The following is a 20,071-nucleotide window of genomic DNA, read 5'->3' on the forward strand; positions in this document are numbered from 1 at the left end:
AACAATGAGGAGTCCGAGAATATTATCCACTGTAAAACTGGCCGCTTTGCTGTTGTGTTTTAATGGCCTTGCTGCGTATGCACAACAGCCTCCCCCACGCCCGATCTCTATTTATGTGAACCCTGCACAGGGGCTGATCTTTGGCGCTTTTTTTCAGGGTGTTTCAGGTGGTACGGTGATCGTTTATCCGGATGGTTCGCGTGCTGTAACCGGTACTATTATGCAGGCCAACCTTGGTTTCCCTTTTTCACCGGCCATCTTTGAAGTAGAAGCTAACCCAGGTACGCTCGTTTCCATTCTGAATGGTCCGGATGTATTGTTGTCAGGCAGTAATGGTGGGAATATACAATTGCATATTGGCACCGCCAGTACAGGGTCTCCCTTTATTGTTACAACAACTCCGCCGGGCCGCACACAGGTAAGGATTGGTGGAACGCTTACGATAGGAAGCCCGCTGGCCAACCCGGAAGGTTCCTATAGCGGATCTTTTTCAGTCACATTCATCCAGGAATAAATAAATGATCACCTGTGTTGCGCATATAGTTTTTGTATTTCGCGTGTTATGCATTGTATTGACAATCATTGCAGGCTTTACCTTTGCTTCATTTGGCCAGCAGAAGGACCAGGAGTATTATGAAACATCCATTTTCCTGACAGTGGAAGGCATTGGCGGAACAGAGGTTTCAGGGATCGTTTATCGTGACTCAGGATATCTTTCCATAACAGAAATATTCAGTTTTCTAAAGATCAGGAATACCCTATCCGCATCGGGAGATACCGTGTCCGGTGCTTTTATTACGGAGGAGGCGCTTTTTATCATTGATAAAAAACATCAGCAGATCACCTACCAGGGAAAGGTCATTAAATTACAGCCCGATGCGCTTATCACTACTGCCGGTCACCTGTTTATGCAAACAGCGCTCTTCGGCCGGATATTCGGATTGGATTGCAAATTCAATTTCCGCAGCCTTTCGGTAAGTATGCGTACAAACCTGGAATTGCCTGCTATCCGTGAAAAGCGGCAGGAAAAGATGTACCGCAATATCAGCCGCCTGAAAGGCGAGCTAAAAGCAGATACAATTATTAACAGAAGTTATCCATTCTTCCGGTTCGGGATGGCGGACTGGTCTGTAATTGCAACACAACGTTCTAAAGGGGCAAGTGATACAAGGCTGAATCTTGCATTGGGAGCTACACTGGCAGGAGGAGAAGCGAGTGTATCACTCAACTACAATAATTACTCAAAACAAGAGCAGTCGCTTATTCATGATAGCAACTATCAATTCATTAAACCCTTTGATGAGCGGTTGCAGTTTTATCGCTGGCGTTTTGTTAATAATAATAACAGGGGCTTGCGGCAGGTAACGGCAGGAAAGATCTTCGCACAATCCTTTTCTTCCATTTATGATCCTGTTATAGGTGTTCAGTTCACCAACACGCCTTCTACCTACAGGCGCTCTTTCGGGTCTTATACCCTCAGCAATTTTACAGAACCCGGCTGGTCTGTGGAGTTGTATGTGAACAATGAGCTGGTTGATTTTAAGAAGGCGGATGCATCCGGTTTTTTTACATTCGAAGTCCCCCTGGTATATGGCAACTCACTGATAAAGCTGCGTTTTTATGGCCCCTGGGGTGAAGAACGTTTTCGTGAAGAACATATCAGCATCCCTTTTAACTTCCTTCCTCACCGCGAATTTGAATATACAGCCAGCGCCGGAATGGTGCAAGACAGCGTTAACAGCAGATTTGGACGTGTCAGCCTTAATTATGGTGCAGGAAAGCACTTAACAATGGGTGGAGGGATGGAATACCTTTCTTCTGTAACTACCGGGAAAGCGATGCCTTTTATAAATGCCTCCATGCGGTTGGCGCCTGGCCTCCTTTTCTCCGGAGACTATGTTTATGATGTCAGAGCGCGTGGGATCATGACTTACCGTTTGCCTTCCAATCTCCAGTTTGAACTGAATTATTCCAGGTATAAAAAGGGGCAGCGGGCCATTAATTATAATTACCTGGAAGAGCGTAAGCTGATAGTATCCAAGCCTTTTGTTGGCAAGAACATGGCGGTGTTTTCAAGGCTAACGCTGAATCAGATCATTTTACCGGGAGCAACATACGGCACTGCGGAATGGTTGATGTCCGGCGCTGTAAAGGGTATAGGCGCCAATCTCACTACTTATGCGATCTTAACAGAACAGGTAGATCCTTATGTATACAGTAATTTATCATTCTCTTTCCGGCTGCCATACCAGATAGTAATAACTCCACAGGTACAGTATGAATACAGTAATAACAAGGTAATGTCAGTAAGAACGGAAGTAGGGAAATACCTGCTCCGCCATGCTTACATGAACATATCTTATGAGAAGAACTTTAAAAGCAATTTAACAAACGTGGGGATAGGTATCCGGTTTGATTTTTCTTTCTCGCAGATAGGGCTTTCCGCATGGCGGAACAATGACGAAAACACGCTGGTACAATCTGCCAGGGGCGGTTTGTCAATGGGGGGCGGATCTGGTGTGAATTTCAGTAACCGGAGCAGCGTAGGCCTGGGAGGTATTATTCTTCAGGCTTACCTTGACCGGAATGCCAACGGGCGCAGAGATGCGGACGAACCAAAAGCAGATGGCCTGCAGATAGCGGTAAATGGCGGCCGGATCATGCGTAACAGAAGAGATACTTCCATTAGTATATTAGAGCTGGAGCCATACGCAAATTATATCGTTGATCTGAAAAGAAGCAACTTTGAACACCTGGCCTGGAAGATGAGATATCCGGTTATAAGTGTTGTTATTGAACCTAACCGGGTAAAGCTGGTTGAAGTGCCCGTTGTAGTGATGGGAGAAGCATCAGGCACAGTATACCTGAAGGAAGGCAACGGCGAAAAGGGATTGGGCCGTATCACAGTGTCTTTTTTCAGAAGCGACAGTAGCCTTGCTGCACGCATCCTGACTGAACCTGATGGCTTTTTTAGTTTTATGGGGCTTGTTCCCGGTAACTATACTGCCAGTCTTGATGAAACACAATTGCGAAAATTGGGAATGACGGCAAAGCCTATTCGCATTCCATTCAAAATTAAAGACAGCAATGAAGGTGATGTGGTGGAGGGTTTGGATTTCCGGCTACAGTCATTGCAGCATACGGAGGAACAAAATAAATAAGTACTATAAATAGGGTTTAACAAAGATGAGCCCCCCCGGCTCCCCGGGGGGTAATTTTTTACCGGTAGATCCCCTTCAGATCCTTCTCAAACAAAGTATACGGAGCATCATAGAACAGTTTAAAATCCGGTACACTCACCTGCCCCGGAAAGGGTGCATAATAATGCGTAGGGCTCTTCATATCATTTCGCCACACCAACACATAACTCAATTGCAGCCCCGGTGTTTTCAATACTTTTGAAAGCGTACCTGTCCACCAGTTTGTATTGGGAATGGATTCCAATCCTGTTTCCGTGAAGGCGGCCAGCTTGCCTTTTTCGAGTGCATAGTCAGATACGATCTTTAACTTACGCGCAGCCGTTTCCAGGTCATACCGGTCTCTTCCCATATCCCCGTAATTATCCATGCCTACCATATCTACCCATTCATCTCCGGGATAACGTTCCAGGAACTCATCTCTCGTATTGAATTTATTATCCGGTGAAAAAGCATAGATGAAATTATGCACCTGCAGGCTGTCTCTCAGGTAAGAAACCGTAAAGCGCCATAATGAAATAAAGTCTTCCCGGGAGGTATGGCCTTTCCCCCACCAGAACCAATCCCCGTCAAATTCATGAAAGGGGCGGAAGATAACCGGCGCGAGGGTTCCATTCTTTCCCTTTACACTATGTGCCCACTCTCCAATACCGCGAAGGATTTCTTTATAAGTGTGATGTGCACTGCCGCCGGGAATAATATATTTAACTGCCGGCAAGGAAAGAGAGTCCACCCAATAGAAACCACCTTTGGAAACCGGGTTGGAGAAATGCCATGCAGCTGTGATCACACCACCACGGTCATAAGCATCTGTCACTGTTTTTCTGACCAGTTCTTTTGCCTGTTTTACCGCTTCCGGAGAATTGCCGGAGAAGCCCATGAAATCAACACCTATCACTGCAGGATGAGAGCCCACTACAGACTTTACATCAGACCTGTCTGCTTCATTTGCCCAACCATGCCCATACTCCGTAGCATGCTGATGGCCAAATAACACATGCTCCTTAGAGAGTTGAAGAAGGTTTTTGAACAATGCCTTCGTTTCAGGAGTGGCCTTTCTGTCGATAGTTTGCGCCATGCTGATCTGCACACAGCAGCAAAGGAAGAAGAGTGTTTTCATAACAGGTAAAAATAAACATCTACGGTATCCCGTATTAGTACTTTTTTTCCCAATCCTTGTCAATTATGTCGCAAAAAGCCTCTTTATTAACGCATTCCCCCCATTTCAAAAAAAGTATAGCACTTACCTTGCAGGTATAAAATACGCACATTATGGCAACTGAACTAAATACGGAAATCAAAGAAACCCAAACAGCCTTATTACAAACACTGAATGCTTTCAGCGAAGAGCAATTGAACAAGATACCCTTTGAAGGCAGCTGGACGGCAGGGCAGGTAGGCGAACACCTGATCAAAGCAGTATCTGCCGGTCTGCTGTACGGCAATACAACAGAAACAGAAAGGCCACCGGATGTAATGGTAAAACCGCTGCGGGACCAGTTCCTGGACTTCAATACAAAAATGAAGGCGCCGGATTTTATCATCCCTTCAGACGGGCCGCATGAGAAACAAAGATTAACCGGTAAACTGGAAAAGATCTGGGAAGAAATTGCCGAGGCTGGCAGCACGCTGGACCTTACTAAAACCTGCCTGGATTTTGAATTACCCGGTGCCGGCCATCTTACCCGCCTGGAGTGGCTTAATTTTATGATAGTGCATACAAAACGGCACACCCATCAATTGAATAACATCTACAAGGCAATCACCGCATAAAACAAAAAAGGCTTTCGCATGAACGAAAGCCTTTTTTATGAAAAACGAATGTTTTTTCAGCTATAGCCGAAGGAGTACTGTTTTTCGCCCTTCCAGCTTTGACGCATGGCCCAACGGCCATAATTGTTTCTACGGGAGCTGTCAAAATAGAAACTAAAGAATTCTTTCCATCTAGGATAGTACAGTCTGATGACGTACATAGTAACAAAAGTTAGCATAGGGATATGGTATATAGGATTATCAATAGGCTCGTTTGATGGTTGCATCCTTTCAATGCAATGTATACTCTCGTTCTACTTGGTGGTATTTATAAGGCATCCGGCTCCGTGGCCGTTACAGTATCGTATCTACACTAATATTACCCGGGATTTCAAATATATATAATAATCATAAACTGTAATATAACACGTATGTGTAATTTTTTACCGGTGGATATAATAAGCGTTGGCTTGTGCCGTTGGCGTCACCACCAGGTCGTTAATACAAACATGCGGAGGCAGGGAGCAGCAGTAAAACACCACGTCAGCCACGTCTTTCCCGCTTAAGGGTGTGAATCCTTTGTAGACATCTTTGGCGCGGGAGGCGTCTCCTTTGAAGCGTACCAGAGAGAATTCCGTTTCCGCGGCACCGGGATGTACTGCGGTTACTTTGATATTGTAGGGGAGGAGGTCTATCCGCATACCCTGGGAAAGTGCATCCACGGCAGCTTTGCTTGCGCAGTATACATTCCCTTTTGCATAAACGGTTTTAGCGGCAGTGGAACCAATATTCACAATATGGCCCTTAAGCCGCTCACGCATCCAGGGGATCACGGTACGGGAAACATAAAGGAGGCCTTTTACATTAGTGTCCAGCATGGTATCCCAGTCTTCCGTATTACCCTCATCAATGGTGGAAAGATCCAGGGCAAGGCCTGCGTTATTCACCAATACATCTATTGCACGCCATTCTTCTTCCAGGGAACCCAGTGCAGTTGCTACCGCCCCTTTATTCCTCACATCAAATACCAGGGTTTTAACCTTTACTTTATATCGCTGTTCCAGTTGCTGCTGCACTTCCTGTAACCGCTCTGCCCTGCGGCCGGTGATCACAAGATGGTATCCTTCTTTGGCAAACCTTTCTGCGCATGCTTCTCCAAAACCGGCAGTGGCGCCGGTGATCAGGGCAATTTTCATGTTACGTTCATTTTAGCGCAACAAAGTTACCGTTCCTTTTCTGAAAAGTTTCCTGCCATTCATGTCTACCCCTTCCAGTATCCAGAGATAGGTGTCTATGGCAGCCGGACGGCCTTTGAAATAACCGTCCCATCCTCTGCGGAAGTCCAGGGAGCTGTGCATCAGTTCCCCCCAGCGGTTGAAGATGCGGAAGAAATGATACTCTTTGATCCCCACCGGAATGAACCGGAAGTAATCGTTTGTACCATCCCCGTTAGGTGTGAAAGCATTGGGGATATAGAACTCTGGGCCGGTGTAATATTTAACATTGATGGAATCATAACCCACACATCCCTGCTGGGTGGATACCCGCAGCACAAAATCTATCTCATTGTTCCAGCGTAAGAGCGGATCACGTATGTTGGCATCACTAAGTCCTGTGGGGGGCCACCAGGCATAGGTATCCCCTCCGGATGCCTGGAATTTCAACGTTTCCCCACGGGCAAGGATGGTATCGTTCCCCGCAAAGGGATTCACTTCGTAAAGCCTGAGGTTCCTTGTTACTTCTGCTTCACAACCCCGGTTGGTTTGCAGCATCAGCCTGACCGTATACACCTCTCCCTTAGGGAATTTATATACCGGATTTTGTGCAAGAGAAGTATCCAGTCTCGTATTGGGTACCCCAAAATCCCACTTCCGGCTGGTAATACGGCCGTACCGGTAGGAAGAGGTATCATTAAAGTACACTGGGTTCTCCCGGCACAAACCATCTACGGTAAAGCCTGCACGCAGTCCGGGATAATTGTTGATCCTGCCGGTGGTACTATCCGTACAGGGCAACCCAGGATTCACAACCAGCTTAACACGATATACTCCTGTATCAGGGAATTGGTGGAAGAATACATCACGGGTATTAGTGACTGTATCCGTACCATCACTGAACGTCCACAGGAAAGTAGAGGTAAAACCTGCCACGCTGTTATTGGTAATGGGCACGGAAAATCCTAAGGTATCACTACAGTTATTGAGCAGGGAAGGAGTGGACGCAGTGATCCGCGTGACACAATTGTACACCGTGATCAGGAGGTCCTTATGATGTGTGCCCAGCGATTGTTTGGTAACCCGGTCATATTCCGTTACGCATACGGATACAACAAATTTCCCGGGCCTGTCCGGGATGCCCGTGATAAGACCATTGTTGTCAATAGCCATGGCGGGATTTCCTCCCATAGGAACGCCTCCATGATAAGGAGGTATATAACTGACTGTTGTGGTGTATGGTGGTGGAGAAACAGATTCATTGTTCCGGGTATTGCCTCCCGCCAGGGCGCTGCAGAGTTCATACGTTAAACTATCACCGTCAGGATCTGTGGCAGAATAGTTATAACGGAAGGGAAGGCCAGCACAGATCACGGGCGCTTCATCTATACCAAAATAAGCACTGTTATTGCCGGGCCTTGATCCGGTTCCTGGTATAACAGTATAGAAAGTAGAGCCTTCTCTTTCTGAATTGTAGATATTGGTGAGGGCTTCCCCGCGGCAGCAACGTTGATAGGAAATATAATATCCGCCGGCAACGGGAGCAAGGTCTATGGTATCACTGATATAAAAAGCTACTTCCAGGTAAATGGTCTGTGGGGCAAGGCAGGGATTCTTCAGGGTGTCCCTCAAAGGACGGGTGTATTGTATGTTCAGTATTTTGGGAGGCCCTACGCGGTTACCTGCTGCATTAAAGATGTTGATCGGCACGGGATTCTCAAAATAATCCAGGCAGCCCTGCCGGCTGCCGCATACAAAATCACCATCGCGGTATAATTTGAGCGTAACTACGTAGCGGAAATTACCATTGAGCGCATTGAATCCTACGTTGCGGTAAAAGATCTCCCCGCCGATGATGTGATAGGCGTTTGCGATGCAAAAAAGCATGCAATTCAAGATAACGAGGAATACAAATTTGCCCATGGGGTAAGGCTTGTTGTGCTCTCTGAATTTACGGAAAATAAAGGGTTTTAAGTGCGATCGGCGGGCTTATCCGCACATAAAAAAGAAGCTCAAGTGTAATGCTTTCTTAGTGAGTTATTATCATTTATCAGCGGATCAACACAACCGTTCCCCGGCGTTCCATCATAACGCCTGCTTCATTCATACCTCTTACGATCCATACATAAGTACCGGAATCTATCCGTTGACCGCGGCGGGTGCCATCCCATCCTTTCATGTATTCATTGGTGCTGTAAACCTCTTCTCCCCAGCGGTTATACACCCGGAAGGATTCCAGTTTGGTGATCCCTACCGGCAGGGGCCGGAATACATCATTCACACCATCACCGTTAGGAGTAAACGCAGTGGGTACATAAATTTCAGGGCCGGTCATATACCGGATCTTAATATCGTCTTCTCCCACACATCCTTCTATCGTTCTGACTACCAGGTGATAAGTGAAATCGCGGTTGATATTGGTGACAGGGTCAGCAATATTCGGATTGGTCAGACCGTCTGCCGGCGTCCAGGTGTAGCTGTATCCGCCACTTCCATGCATATGGAATAACTGGCCTTTGGTAATAATGGTATCATTCCCGGCAAAAGCAGGAACGGGAGGAATCACGGTAACGGTTCTGGATGCAGTGACCGGTTTGGGACAACCGAGTGTATCCGTAACGGTTACCACATAGGTAGTGGTGTTTTTAGGCCAGGCCAATGTGCTGGGAAGCCGTGGACTGGTAAGGGTGCCGGGAGGTGTCCAGGAATAATAAGCGCCACCGCTGGCATGCAGCCAGAGCTTTTCTCCATAACAGATGGCGGTATCCAAACCGGCAAAAGCATTGGGTGGATCTACCCCTCTGAAGTTGATGGAATCTGCTGCAGTACAGGTGCCGAGGTTTACTCTTATTTCATAAGTACTTGATCGTGCGGGCGTTACTGTTATGTTGGGTGTGGTACCCATAATGGCACGGGTGTCAAGATCAGTCCAGGTGAATTGATAAGCGCCGTCTGCTACTGCCTGTAGGTTCACAGGGTCCCCGGTACAGATTACACTGTCTGCCCCGGTACGTACCAATAGTTTATCCCGCACATCTATTTTCACTTCTTTGGTATTGGTACAGCCGGTATTATCAGTGAACGTAACATTATAGGTATAATCCACTTTTGGTGTTACAAATGGATTGGGGGTAGTTTCCCCTGTGATATTATATAATGGTGTTGGCCCCCAGAGATAAGATCCCGGCAGCGCACTTTCCGCCCTCAGCCTTAATCCGTCATTGATACAAAGGAGTGTATCATTGGTAGTGGTGAATGGCGGTTTATCATAAATGCTAAGTGTGTCTTTAAATGTTTTCTCGCAACCTCTGTCTGTTCTCGTATATAAACTAACGATGTAATCGCCGGGCCGGGTGTATTGCCAGCTCGTTGTTCTCACATTCGCCGTATCATTCAGGATGGCTCCATCACCAAAATCCCATTTGTAGTATTCAAAATTACCGATGTCGTTAGTGGAAGTATTGATGAACTGTGTAGGTTTGGTGATGCAAAGCCCGCTGGCATCAAAAGAAGGTTTTAATACAGGGTAAACAAGTACTTTGGCAAAAGCACTGTCGCCGCAGCTACTGTTCTTGTCTACAGTCAGCTTTACATTATAGGTGTTTTGAACAGCGTAAGTGTATTGAAAAGGATCACGGCTGGTAGTGGTTAAAGTATTACCATCACCAAAGTCCCATACATATTCTTTGTTCGGTGTACTGTTGTTGATGAAGGTGATCGTGTAGCCATCACAGTCATTATACTTATCCGGCATCGCAGCTACTACCTGCCGCACGCAGGATTCTACCGTGAATTGAAATTCCTTCCGGGATTCACCGATATAAATACCATTACGGTATTCTTTCACGGTAACTGTTACAATGTACAGGCCGCTTCTGGGGGCAATACCGGAAATAACGCCGGTTACAGGATCGATGGTTACTTTATCTCCCAATGGCTGGTTGGCCGAAAAGGGCGATTTGTAAGTAACAGTCTGGCCGGGAGGGGCAGATATATCTGGTTTCGGATCATCCCTGGTTGCTCCTGTAAATGCGGTAGAAAATGAGTAGGCCAGCGAATCACCATTCGGATCTTCCGCGGCGAAATCATATTTGAACCTGTTATTGGCACAAACGATCACGCCCCTTTCTTTTGAAAAGGAGGGGCTGCTGTTCGTATCAAAACCGTTATGATTACCAGGGATATTACAGAAATAAGTACCGCCCACATTATTGTTGTCGGAAAACATATTGGCAAGTCCAATACGCCGGCAGCAACGTTCAAAAGTGGCAATATAGCCGCTGGCGTTAGGAGGCAGGTCTACCGTTCTGGTATAGTAACCGATCTGGTAACATACATTGGGTGGATTGATGATGCAGGGATCCACTTCATTGACGGAATAACGTTGCAGGTTACCGAGGGGAATGTCCTCTAAGTCCCTTACCCTGCCACCGCCGGCATTATAAATGGTAATATTTACATCCTGATCTATTTGTGTGGGAGTAGCGTCGCAGCGGATAAAGAGCTTGAGCGTAATGGAGTACTGATTGTTCACACCAACTTTACCCAGGTAGGTATAATACATCTCACCACCGATGATATGATCGGCCCTTGCAGCCATGGATACCAGGCCCAATAAAGTGATGATTAATATTTTCCGCAAATTTCTTTTACAACGCCCGCTGGCAAAAAGCTATAAAATGATGAAGGACGAGATTACTTTCTTCGTAAACCTCTAATAGCCCCATGTGTCCTACCTGGTCAAAAATATGTACGCTGGCAATAGCCGGGAGCGTTACTTGTCCTAATGTATTATCTGGCGGTACTGCCTGGTCATCTTTGCCGATGAAAAACAGCACCGGTACTTTAATCTCTTTTAATACCGCTGTTCTGTCCGGCCTGGCGATCATTGCTTCATAATACGCAATGAGCGGTTCTTTATTGCCCGGCAGGGCCTGTTGCACAAAACTTTCCACACGGGCCGCCTGTTTGTTGCGGAACACTTCAGAGAACATATTGGGCAGTAACTGCCGCAGAAATGGTTCCCTGTCGTATTGCTGCATCATACGGATAGATTTCTGCCGCGCTTCCACTTTCTCCGGGGTATCTGCTTTGGCAGTGGAGCTGAATAAACCCAGCCCTTCCAGCAGATGGGGATATTTTTCTGCAAAGGCGAGAGACACATATCCGCCCATGGAATGCCCGATAATTGTAGCCTCGCTGACTCCTTCTGCTACCAGCATGGCGTAGATGAATTCTGCCATGCTCTCTACGCTTAAAGGTTGTGTTAACGGAGAGTTGCCGGTTCCCGGCAGGTCTGGTACCAATACGCGGTAATGTACCCTCAGGAACGCCGTTTGATGTTCCCAAACCGAATGATCTTCCGCAAATCCATGTATTAATACAACTGCTTTGCCTTCGCCTTCTGCCCAATAGGCACCTTCATGGTTCCCGTTACTGATTTTTTTCCACATGTTGCCTGCGTATTACACGTAAAACAATGGTGTATGACAAGAGCAATATACAAAAGATCAGGGGAGCTTTGGCGATGCTGCTGCTATATTTTACGTAAAACGTAAGATCATATCGTGGTGTTACATCATGTGCAATAATTCCTTGTTGCCAATAAGGCTGAGGATCAATCACTGCGCCCCAGGGATCAATAAAAGCGGAGGTGCCGGTATTTGCACTGCGCGCAACCCAGCGCCTGGTTTCTATCGCTCTCAGCCTTGCATATTGTAAATGCTGTTTATGGCCCTGGGTATTGCCCCACCATCCGTCATTAGTGCTAATAGCCAATATGTTAGCTCCTTCCCGCACTTTTTGTGCTACAAAATCACCATATACGGATTCATAACAGATGGCATCAAAAACATTACAGCCCCGCGCGGAATCTGTAAATAAGTTTACCCCGGGGGTAAGACCATAACTACCGGAAATTCCGCCAAAGTCCAAGGCCAGTTTTTTCATGAATGGGAAATAACGCATATACGGAGTCAGTTCTACCCCGGGCACTAATTTCGCTTTATGATACACCTGTATATTGCCGGAGGTATCGATCTGTATAGCAGAATTAAACGCATCATAAGGAGGGCCACCATCTGCACGTGTTCTTGCGGTTAATGGTACTTCAGCTGTTCCGGTATATTGTTTAAAGGTAGTAGCTCCTGCAATGATCTTAGCATTGGGATATTGCTGTAAGAATGCTCGCACCTGGATCACATCCGGCATAAGGTTCAGTTCATGCTCCCAGGCCCCTTGTGTAAAAAGGGCTGTTTCCGGCCAGATCACATACCGTGTTTCCGGCCTGATCTTTTGTTTGGTGAGCGTAAAGAATTTTTCCAGTTGCTGTTGCGCAGATCCTTCACTGAACTTTTCATCATAGGGGTCAATATTAGGTTGCACAACTACTACATGTATGCCATCTGTTTTGCCCGGTTTCGGAAACAGCCCATAGGAAAGCGCCAGCGGAACAATCACTAATGTTAAAGGTTTCCATACGGCAGAAGGTTTGGCTTTTATCACACTGTAGAAGAGGATGTTGGCCAGCAATACCCATAGTGTTCCGCCGGAGGTGCCGGTATATTCATACCATTGCACCCAGTCCGGCCGCATCGCAAATGCATTGCCCAGCATAAGCCATGGCCAGCTGAAGTCCCATTCCAGGTGAATGTATTCAAAAGTTAACCAGTAAATGATGAGTGCAAAATAACTCATGGCTGTGCTCATCCTGTCCCTTGCTATTTTATAGCCCAGCCAGGGAATGGTCATGATCAGCGCATTGAATGCATTGGCAAAGATGCCACTGGCAGGAACAGTAGTATTGCCTACCCACCAGGTGGTGCCGGTGTTCCAGATCCAGAAGCTGAGGAAAGTAAGCCCCCAGTATACCCCGCGGCCTTTGACCATATCTGTGAGCGCCAGCAGGGGCACTAATCCTACAAATACCAGGAAGGTAAGAGGAGAGGTAGGCCAGGCAGCCCACATAAGGATCCCTGCAAGCAGGCTAAGTAGCAGGGGAAGACGTTTGCGCAAGGTCGGGTGCATCATATCGCTCAAAAATAAGTCCTTTGAGGATAATTTCTCCGGCTGTTTTGTTCATATAAGCTTAACCCTGGCTTAAGATACTGGTAACCTGCTAACTGGATATGATTAGATTAAAAAAAAGAGATGTGAAAACTCACATCTCTTTTTTAATATGCTTAGCGGCTGTAATTCGGCGCTTCTTTGGTGATCACCACATCATGCGGATGGTTCTCTTTTACAGTAGCGGAAGTGATCTTCACAAACTGCGCTTCCTGTAAGGTTTTGATATCTTTGGAACCGGAGTAACCCATACCTGCACGTAATCCGCCTGCAAATTGCTGTACCACTTCAGAGAGGTTGCCTTTGTAAGGTACGCGACCCACAATTCCTTCCGGTACCAGCTTTTTGATATCCGCTTCCACATCCTGGAAATAACGGTCCTTGCTGCCTTCAGACATGGCTTCGATGGAACCCATACCACGATAAGATTTGAACTTACGGCCTTCGTAGATGATGGTTTCTCCGGGGCTTTCTTCCACACCGGCAAAGATGGAACCTGCCATGATGGTGGAGGCGCCTGCCACCAGGGCTTTCACCATATCACCGGTATAACGGATACCACCATCTGCAATCACGGGAACGCCTGATTTTTTCAATGCCTGTGCAGCATTGAGGATAGCAGACAGTTGAGGGAAACCGGCACCTGTTACTACGCGGGTAGTACAGATGGAGCCGGGGCCTACCCCCACTTTTACGGCGTCAGCACCTGCTGCAGCCAGTGCCAGTGCACCTTCTGCCGTTGCTACGTTTCCGCCTATCACCTGCAGTTTAGGGAATGTTTTCTTGAGTTTCTTCAATGCTTCCAGTACATAGATGGAGTGGCCATGCGCACTATCCAGTGTCACAACGTCCACGCCTTCATGTAATAAAGCGGCTGCGCGGTCCAGTACGTCTGGTGTAATACCCAGGGCTGCACCTACGAGTAAACGGCCATAGCTGTCCTTAGCAGATTGAGGGAAACTTTGGAGTTGGAGGATGTCCCGGTAAGTAATAAGGCCTACCAGTTTACCTTGTTTATTCACCACCGGCAGTTTTTCAATGCGGTGTTGCTGGAGGATCTTTTCTGCTTTTTTCAGATCAGTGCCTTCCGGGGCAAGGATCAGGTTTTCTTTGGTCATCACTTCACTGATGAGCCTTTTTGTATTGTGTTTCTCGAAACGGAGGTCACGATTGGTGAGAATGCCTTTCAGTTTCTTGTCACCGTCAACGATGGGAATACCACCGATGCCGTTTTCCCGCATCATCTTCAAAGCCTGTCCTATAGTAGAATCGGCACTGAGTGTCAGCGGGTCCAGGATCATTCCGCTCTCGCTGCGTTTCACTTTCCTTACCAGTTCCGCCTGTTTCTCTGTGCTCATGTTCTTGTGCAGGATGCCGATGCCGCCTTCACGTGCCAGTGCAATGGCCAATTTAGCTTCAGTAACGGTATCCATAGCGGCAGACACCATGGGTATGTTGATTCGGATGTTTTTGGTAAGTTGGGTAGAGATATTTACTTCTCTGGGCAGCACTTCGGAGTAAGCCGGTACAAGGAGTACATCGTCAAAGGTGAGACCGTCAGCTACAAATTTCTGTTTGGATTTTCCCGCAGGCATATCGCAATTATTTTGATAGTTCGTAAATAATTGCACGCAAATGTACGGGTTTTTTGCGGAACTTCATGTATTGATTAATTCGTATGTATTTCCCGGTAAGGGCCTTAGCAATGCCATCATTTCCAGGTGCATGAGCTTCTCAGATACCTGCGATCTGCTCAAAGCGCTGCGCTGCTGGAGTTCATCCAGGTGGAGGGCTTTGTGTGCTTCCAGTAACTGAAGGAGCACTTTTTCGTCAGCATCCAGGGTATTAAAAAGAGTTTGTTGCAAAACGGGCTGAGCCACCGGGGCCAGGGGCCTCCAATTTAATATTTCCAGTACATCCTGCGGGCTGGTGACCAGGGAGGCCTTATTTTGTTTAATGAGTTCCAGGCAACCTGCAGATCCCGGATCTCCGACCCTTCCCGGCAGAGCCATTACATCCCTGTTATAACCGGCTGCTATATCTGCGGTGATCAGCGAACCTCCCTTAACACCACTTTCTATGACCAGGATGGCATCGCAGATCCCGGCAACGATCCGGTTCCTGCGGGGGAAGTTTTGTTTGTTCAGGCTGGCGCTGCTGTGAAAATCTGTGAGCAACCCGCCCTGCTGCAACATTTGCTGTGCTGTATAATAATGTGCTGCAGGGTAGAGGGTTTGCAGGCCATGCGCCAGTACACCGATGGTAGGTAAACCAGCCTGTAAAGCAGCACGGTGCGCAGTGATATCTATGCCATAAGCCAAACCGCTTACAATGGTGATATCTTCTGCCTTGAATGCATCGATGAATTGTTCGCAGAGTTGTATACCATAAGCAGTAGGCTGGCGGGTACCCACAATGCCCAGCATTTTAGGAGCTTGTAATGCAGTGCTGCCCTTATGGTATAACATCACAGGGCTGTCATAGCAGTGCCGCAGACGTTCAGGATAGGTGGCATCTGTATAAAAAACAGCTTCCACATCGTTCCTTTCCATGAACTGTATTTCTTTTTCAACGATGTGGTGTTCGCAGAAACTTTTAATGGCATTGGCCCGGTATTCCCCAACACCGGGAATACGTTCCAGTTCTCTTTTTTTGGCAGCGAAAACATCGGCGGCGTTTCCAAAGTGATGCAGTAATTCTTTAGCTACCACATCGCCGATCTGCGGGATTAAAGTAAGGGCTACCCGGTTAAACATTTCTTCACACATGGGCCAACAATTTTATACCCCAATTTACTTTAGATTTGTTGGATGAAGCACACCTCTTTTCTTATCTGTTTGTTATTAACCATCACCGCATGCCGTACGCAAAAAGTTACGCAAAGCACCACATCATTACAGCATGGTCCGGCATGGGGTGCACTATGGCAACAGCGTGCCGCAGAGTATAAAGCGTTATGCCTGCAGGCTTACCAGTTAGCTGCCATACGTGTGGAGGAAATGAGTCATCAGCAAACGCTTCGCCCACGTGCGATTGTTACGGACATTGATGAAACAGTGCTGGATAACAGTCCCTTCTCCGTAACATCTGCATTCAATGGCCAACCTTTTACACAGCAGGCATGGGAACAATGGACCTCCAAAGCTATCTGTGATACCGTTCCCGGTGCATTGGCCTTTTTTAAATATGCGGCTTCAACAGGGCTCACCATTTATTACATCACCAACAGGCAGGAATCTGAACGTGCAGCTACTTTAAAGAACCTGCAGAAATGGGATTTTCCTTTTGCAGATAATGAACACCTGGTCCTTTCTTCCGGTAGCTCAGATAAAGAGCCTCGCCGTTCCGCAATAGAAAAGAAGTATGAGATTGCTATGCTGGTAGGGGATAACCTCGGCGATTTTTCTGATGTGTTCTATAAGAAAACATCTGATGAAAGGAATGCTGCCGTGGAAAGATTACATGCAGAGTTTGGCAGGCGTTTTATTATGCTGCCGAATGTGATGTATGGAGACTGGCTCTCCTCTCTGTTTCCAAAGAATGTAAAGTTGGATGCGCAACAAATGGACAGCGTGTTACGGCACGCCGTGAGAGGGTTATAGCAATGTTTTTGATGAACCCCTGATAAATGGCGTTGCTGATGAATTCCGTTGGAAGCTGATCACGTTTAAGCAGAATTATGCCTCCGCTACAAACTGATCACCTTTAATTCTGTTCTCCTGTTCTGCGCACGGCCTGCTTCTGTATCATTTGTGTCAATAGCTTTTGTTTCACCAAAACCTTTTGCTTTCAGGCGCTCAGCAGCAATGCCTTTTTGAATGAGGTACTGTACAACAGATTTCGCGCGGTTCTCAGACAGTAATTGATTATCTGCATCGCTGCCCACATTATCCGTGTGCCCGCTGATCTCTATCTGCATGGTGGGATTATCTTTCAGCAAGGCTACGAGTTTATCCAGTTCGGTAGCAGAAGCGGGTTGCAGTGCATATTGTTTTGTTTCAAAGAAGATGTTGCGGAGGATCACTACAGCATTTGCTTCCAGTGGTTGCAGGGGAAGGTTCTTTTCAAATGGTTCTCCTGTTTTTACTTCCTTTAAAGAGAAGTTCTCTGAATAGAAAAGGTATCCTTTTTTATTTACAGAAAATGCATAATCCTTACCGGTAGGAAGCGGTACAATAAAATCTCCGTTCTCATTACTGCGGATCGTAGCAATGGTCAGTTTGTTCTGCAGATCTATCAGTTCAAGTGATGCTGTTAATCTTGCATTCGTTTTGGCATCATACACATATCCTTTCAGGTACAGTGTAGGCAAAGGCCTTGCAGCCTCGTACAATTCAAAACTATAGATATCCAATGCGCCACGGCTATCCGATCTGTCTGATGCAAAATAAGCGGTTTTACCATCTGCGGCTACTGCAAGGCTTGCATCTTCTTCTATGGTGTTGATAGGATAACCAAGATTTACAGCAGGCCCCCAGCTGCCATCCGCCTGTTTGCGGGAATAGAAAATATCCAGACCACCGTAACCGGGGTGCCCGTTGGAAGCGAAGTATAAAGTTTGTCCATCTGCATGCAGGAACGGCGTAGTTTCCCGGCCGGGAGTATTGATATTCGGCCCCAGCTTTTCTGCGCGGGACCATTGCCCGTCTTTTCCCAGCTGGCTTACAAAAATATCTGCACCTGCATCATCTGTTTCACGGGCAAAGTACAATGTTTGTTTATCAGGAGAGAGGCAGGGCTGTGATTCCCAGGCGCGGGTATTGATAGCGCCGCCTATGTTCTTCGGAGCCTGCCAGCCTTCTGCTGTTTTAACTGCATAATAGATATCACAACTGCCACGCCCATCCGGGAAATCGCAACCGGTGAACACCAGCATTTCCCCGTCCTGCGAAATATTCTGCGCACCTTCATTGAAAGCGGAGTTCACAGGTTCTCCCATATCTTTTGCTGCCTGCCATTGAATGCTGTCTTTCGCAGAAACAAAGAAATCTTCATTCCTTCCTTTCACTCTTCGTGTATACACTAACGTTTTACCGTCTATGGTGAGGGAAGGGAAATATTCAGGATCTATGGAATTGATATGATCTCCCAGGTTTTGCGGTTGAAAGGGAACTGGTGTGGTGGTCACCGCAAATTCCATGTTTTTCTTCAGCTTATCTGCATTAGCAACAGGCGCTTTGGCTGTTTCGATGAATTGGTTCACCATGTCCAGCGCTTCCTTGAAACGGCCGTTGCCGGCAAGTGCTTTTGCATTGGCCAAACGTACTCTACGCATATCATCGGGAGCCAGTTCCTGTAGTTTGGTAAAGGCTTCCAGGGCCTGGGTGTATTGTTTCAGTTCTACATAGGAAAGCCCCATCTGCCCGTAGGCATCTGCAAATTTCGGTTGTGCTTTGATGGCATCCTGTAAATGTTTGATAGCTTCTTTTGGTTGATAAACACGCATGGCATCAATGGCCAGATCAAAAAAGGCCTGGGCTTTTTTGCCGGCCGTTTCATACGTGACTGTTTGTGCCGTCAGGCGGATGCTGATCATGCAGCATAAAAATAACAGGTAGTGTTTCATAGTCGATCACTAAATAACGATAAATTATGCGGTTTAAGTACTATGCAGTGAAAGTAAATCTCTTACAGTGATGGCAGAAATCAAAAGAGGGGATTTGATGTGTTTTGCGGTATTTAGCTGCTTTTGAGGTAATTTGATGCTGCTATTTTGACAGGTACCCCACCTTAATACGGGATGGATACGGGAATGATACGGGATTACTACGGGATTGGTATGCTTAAGGTACATTAATTCCCTGATGGAATCCCTCACCCTGGGAGGGTAGAAAGATTCCATAACAGGTAATGTGGCAGTATATATAACGGTGCTTTGTATATAGAACAGAAGTACTGGATGCTTAATTGCGGTTACCTTTCTGGCCAATAGCTGAATGATAGGTGTTTTTTAGCAATGCTGCAATGGTCATGGGACCAACACCACCAGGCACCGGGGTAATAAAGCTGCATTTAGGCGCTACTTCATCAAATTTCACATCACCAACAAGGCGGAAACCGCTTTTCTTGCTGGCATCCACTACACGGTTGATCCCTACGTCAATTACCACAGCACCTTCTTTCACCATGTCTGCCGTTACAAAATCAGGACGGCCGATAGCGGCTACCACGATGTCTGCCTGCAGGCACAGTTCTTTCAGGTTCTTTGTTTGAGAGTGGCACAGCGTAACGGTACAGTTGCCGGGATTGCTGTTGCGGCTCAGCAGAATGCTCATGGGGGTACCCACAATATGACTGCGGCCTATCACTACGGCATGTTTGCCTTTTGTTTCAATATTATAATGCTCCAGCATCAGCATGATGCCGTAAGGAGTGGCAGGAATAAAAGTAGGGAGGCCGCTCACCATTTTACCCACGTTCATGGGATGAAAGCCGTCTACATCCTTACTGGGATCAATGGTGTTGATCACCAGTTCTTCGTTGATGCTTTTAGGTAACGGCAATTGCACGAGGATGCCATCCACATCCGGATTTTCATTCAGCATATTGATGTGGTCCAGCAAATGCTTTTCTGAAATGTGATCATCGAAACGCAGAAGGGTGGAATGGTAGCCGATCTCTGCACAGGATTTTACTTTAGAAGCTACGTAAGTCTCGCTTGCTCCGTCATTGCCTACCAGGATGGCGGCGAGGTGAGGAACCTTTTTGCCTTGCGCTTTCAGTTCAGCTACATTGAGCGCCAGTTGATCTTTAATTGCCTTGGAAACAAGTTTACCGTCTAAAATTTGCATGCGCAAAGGTACAGAAAATTGGGGACAAGGAAAAGGGGCTGTCAGCCAGACA

At 46.9% G+C, this 20,071-nt stretch carries 14 protein-coding genes; 4 read left to right on the plus strand and 10 right to left on the minus strand.

The window, feature by feature from the left end; all coding sequences use genetic code 11:
* Positions 1 to 4: 4 nt before the first annotated feature.
* Positions 5 to 514: a DUF4402 domain-containing protein gene (locus tag AAHN97_RS00440; RefSeq protein ID WP_343305616.1), complete on the plus strand. Its 510-nt coding sequence runs from the start codon at positions 5 to 7 to the stop codon at positions 512 to 514.
* A 4-nt stretch (positions 515 to 518) separates the two neighbouring features.
* On the plus strand, positions 519 to 3,161 hold the full coding sequence (locus AAHN97_RS00445; protein WP_343305617.1) for a hypothetical protein: 2,643 nt from the start codon (positions 519 to 521) through the stop codon (positions 3,159 to 3,161).
* Positions 3,162 to 3,219: 58 nt separating this feature from the next.
* Here AAHN97_RS00445 and AAHN97_RS00450 read toward each other — a convergent pair whose 3' ends face one another.
* Positions 3,220 to 4,317 (minus strand): glycoside hydrolase family 26 protein, encoded by a 1,098-nt coding sequence (locus tag AAHN97_RS00450; protein ID WP_343305618.1) that lies wholly within the window; start codon positions 4,315 to 4,317, stop codon positions 3,220 to 3,222.
* A gap of 152 nt (positions 4,318 to 4,469) precedes the next feature.
* Here AAHN97_RS00450 and AAHN97_RS00455 point away from each other — a divergent pair, with 152 nt between their 5' ends.
* Positions 4,470 to 4,970, plus strand: coding sequence for a DinB family protein (locus AAHN97_RS00455; protein ID WP_343305619.1), 501 nt, complete (start codon positions 4,470 to 4,472; stop codon positions 4,968 to 4,970).
* Between the two features lie 422 nt (positions 4,971 to 5,392).
* Here the strand turns inward: AAHN97_RS00455 and AAHN97_RS00460 are convergent, their stop codons facing one another.
* From AAHN97_RS00460 to dprA, 7 genes are all read right to left on the minus strand, one after another.
* Positions 5,393 to 6,145, minus strand: a complete 753-nt coding sequence (locus tag AAHN97_RS00460; protein ID WP_343305620.1) for an SDR family NAD(P)-dependent oxidoreductase — start codon at positions 6,143 to 6,145, stop codon at positions 5,393 to 5,395.
* Positions 6,146 to 6,157: 12 nt separating this feature from the next.
* Complete coding sequence (locus AAHN97_RS00465; protein WP_343305621.1) at positions 6,158 to 8,050, minus strand: T9SS type B sorting domain-containing protein; 1,893 nt, start codon at positions 8,048 to 8,050, stop codon at positions 6,158 to 6,160.
* Between the two features lie 163 nt (positions 8,051 to 8,213).
* The gene (locus AAHN97_RS00470) at positions 8,214 to 10,805 is read right to left on the minus strand and encodes a gliding motility-associated C-terminal domain-containing protein (protein WP_343305622.1); all 2,592 of its coding nucleotides are present in this window, start codon (positions 10,803 to 10,805) and stop codon (positions 8,214 to 8,216) included.
* Positions 10,806 to 10,812: 7 nt separating this feature from the next.
* The gene (locus AAHN97_RS00475; RefSeq protein WP_343305623.1) at positions 10,813 to 11,616 is read right to left on the minus strand and encodes an alpha/beta fold hydrolase; all 804 of its coding nucleotides are present in this window, start codon (positions 11,614 to 11,616) and stop codon (positions 10,813 to 10,815) included.
* Entirely contained in the window at positions 11,597 to 13,192 is a 1,596-nt protein-coding gene (lnt, locus tag AAHN97_RS00480; protein WP_343305624.1) for an apolipoprotein N-acyltransferase, read from the minus strand. The genes AAHN97_RS00475 and lnt overlap by 20 nt, the downstream gene beginning before the upstream one ends.
* A 152-nt stretch (positions 13,193 to 13,344) precedes the next feature.
* A complete protein-coding gene (gene guaB, locus AAHN97_RS00485; RefSeq protein WP_343305625.1) occupies positions 13,345 to 14,823 on the minus strand; it encodes an IMP dehydrogenase in 1,479 nt (492 codons plus the stop codon).
* A gap of 63 nt (positions 14,824 to 14,886) precedes the next feature.
* Positions 14,887 to 15,996, minus strand: a complete 1,110-nt coding sequence (dprA, locus tag AAHN97_RS00490) for a DNA-processing protein DprA (protein WP_343305626.1) — start codon at positions 15,994 to 15,996, stop codon at positions 14,887 to 14,889.
* A 42-nt stretch (positions 15,997 to 16,038) separates the two neighbouring features.
* Here dprA and AAHN97_RS00495 point away from each other — a divergent pair, with 42 nt between their 5' ends.
* Positions 16,039 to 16,830 (plus strand): 5'-nucleotidase, lipoprotein e(P4) family, encoded by a 792-nt coding sequence (locus AAHN97_RS00495; protein ID WP_343305627.1) that lies wholly within the window; start codon positions 16,039 to 16,041, stop codon positions 16,828 to 16,830.
* A gap of 86 nt (positions 16,831 to 16,916) precedes the next feature.
* On the opposite strand, the gene AAHN97_RS00500 is transcribed toward AAHN97_RS00495, so the two are convergent.
* A complete protein-coding gene (locus AAHN97_RS00500) occupies positions 16,917 to 18,764 on the minus strand; it encodes an OmpA family protein (RefSeq protein WP_343305628.1) in 1,848 nt (615 codons plus the stop codon).
* Between the two features lie 367 nt (positions 18,765 to 19,131).
* Positions 19,132 to 20,019 carry a bifunctional methylenetetrahydrofolate dehydrogenase/methenyltetrahydrofolate cyclohydrolase FolD gene (gene folD / locus AAHN97_RS00505; protein WP_343305629.1) on the minus strand — a complete coding sequence of 296 codons (888 nt, stop codon included), beginning with the start codon at positions 20,017 to 20,019 and terminating at the stop codon, positions 19,132 to 19,134.
* Positions 20,020 to 20,071 lie beyond the last annotated feature (52 nt).

It is taken from the genome of Chitinophaga niabensis (genome assembly GCF_039545795.1).
Classification (GTDB): domain Bacteria; phylum Bacteroidota; class Bacteroidia; order Chitinophagales; family Chitinophagaceae; genus Chitinophaga; species Chitinophaga niabensis_B.

What these genes read in the sequence shown, in the direction of transcription:
- AAHN97_RS00440 (WP_343305616.1), top strand. Translation starts at nt 5, where the DNA reads ATGAGGAGTCCGAGAATATTATCCACTGTAAAACTGGCCGCTTTGCTG.
- AAHN97_RS00445 (WP_343305617.1), top strand. Translation starts at nt 519, where the DNA reads ATGATCACCTGTGTTGCGCATATAGTTTTTGTATTTCGCGTGTTATGC.
- AAHN97_RS00465 (WP_343305621.1), bottom strand. Translation starts at nt 8,050, where the DNA reads ATGCTTTTTTGCATCGCAAACGCCTATCACATCATCGGCGGGGAGATC.
- dprA (WP_343305626.1), bottom strand. Translation starts at nt 15,996, where the DNA reads ATGTGTGAAGAAATGTTTAACCGGGTAGCCCTTACTTTAATCCCGCAG.
- AAHN97_RS00475 (WP_343305623.1), bottom strand. Translation starts at nt 11,616, where the DNA reads ATGTGGAAAAAAATCAGTAACGGGAACCATGAAGGTGCCTATTGGGCA.
- guaB (WP_343305625.1), bottom strand. Translation starts at nt 14,823, where the DNA reads ATGCCTGCGGGAAAATCCAAACAGAAATTTGTAGCTGACGGTCTCACC.
- AAHN97_RS00455 (WP_343305619.1), top strand. Translation starts at nt 4,470, where the DNA reads ATGGCAACTGAACTAAATACGGAAATCAAAGAAACCCAAACAGCCTTA.
- AAHN97_RS00495 (WP_343305627.1), top strand. Translation starts at nt 16,039, where the DNA reads ATGAAGCACACCTCTTTTCTTATCTGTTTGTTATTAACCATCACCGCA.
- AAHN97_RS00450 (WP_343305618.1), bottom strand. Translation starts at nt 4,317, where the DNA reads ATGAAAACACTCTTCTTCCTTTGCTGCTGTGTGCAGATCAGCATGGCG.
- lnt (WP_343305624.1), bottom strand. Translation starts at nt 13,192, where the DNA reads ATGATGCACCCGACCTTGCGCAAACGTCTTCCCCTGCTACTTAGCCTG.
- AAHN97_RS00460 (WP_343305620.1), bottom strand. Translation starts at nt 6,145, where the DNA reads ATGAAAATTGCCCTGATCACCGGCGCCACTGCCGGTTTTGGAGAAGCA.
- AAHN97_RS00500 (WP_343305628.1), bottom strand. Translation starts at nt 18,764, where the DNA reads ATGATCAGCATCCGCCTGACGGCACAAACAGTCACGTATGAAACGGCC.
- folD (WP_343305629.1), bottom strand. Translation starts at nt 20,019, where the DNA reads ATGCAAATTTTAGACGGTAAACTTGTTTCCAAGGCAATTAAAGATCAA.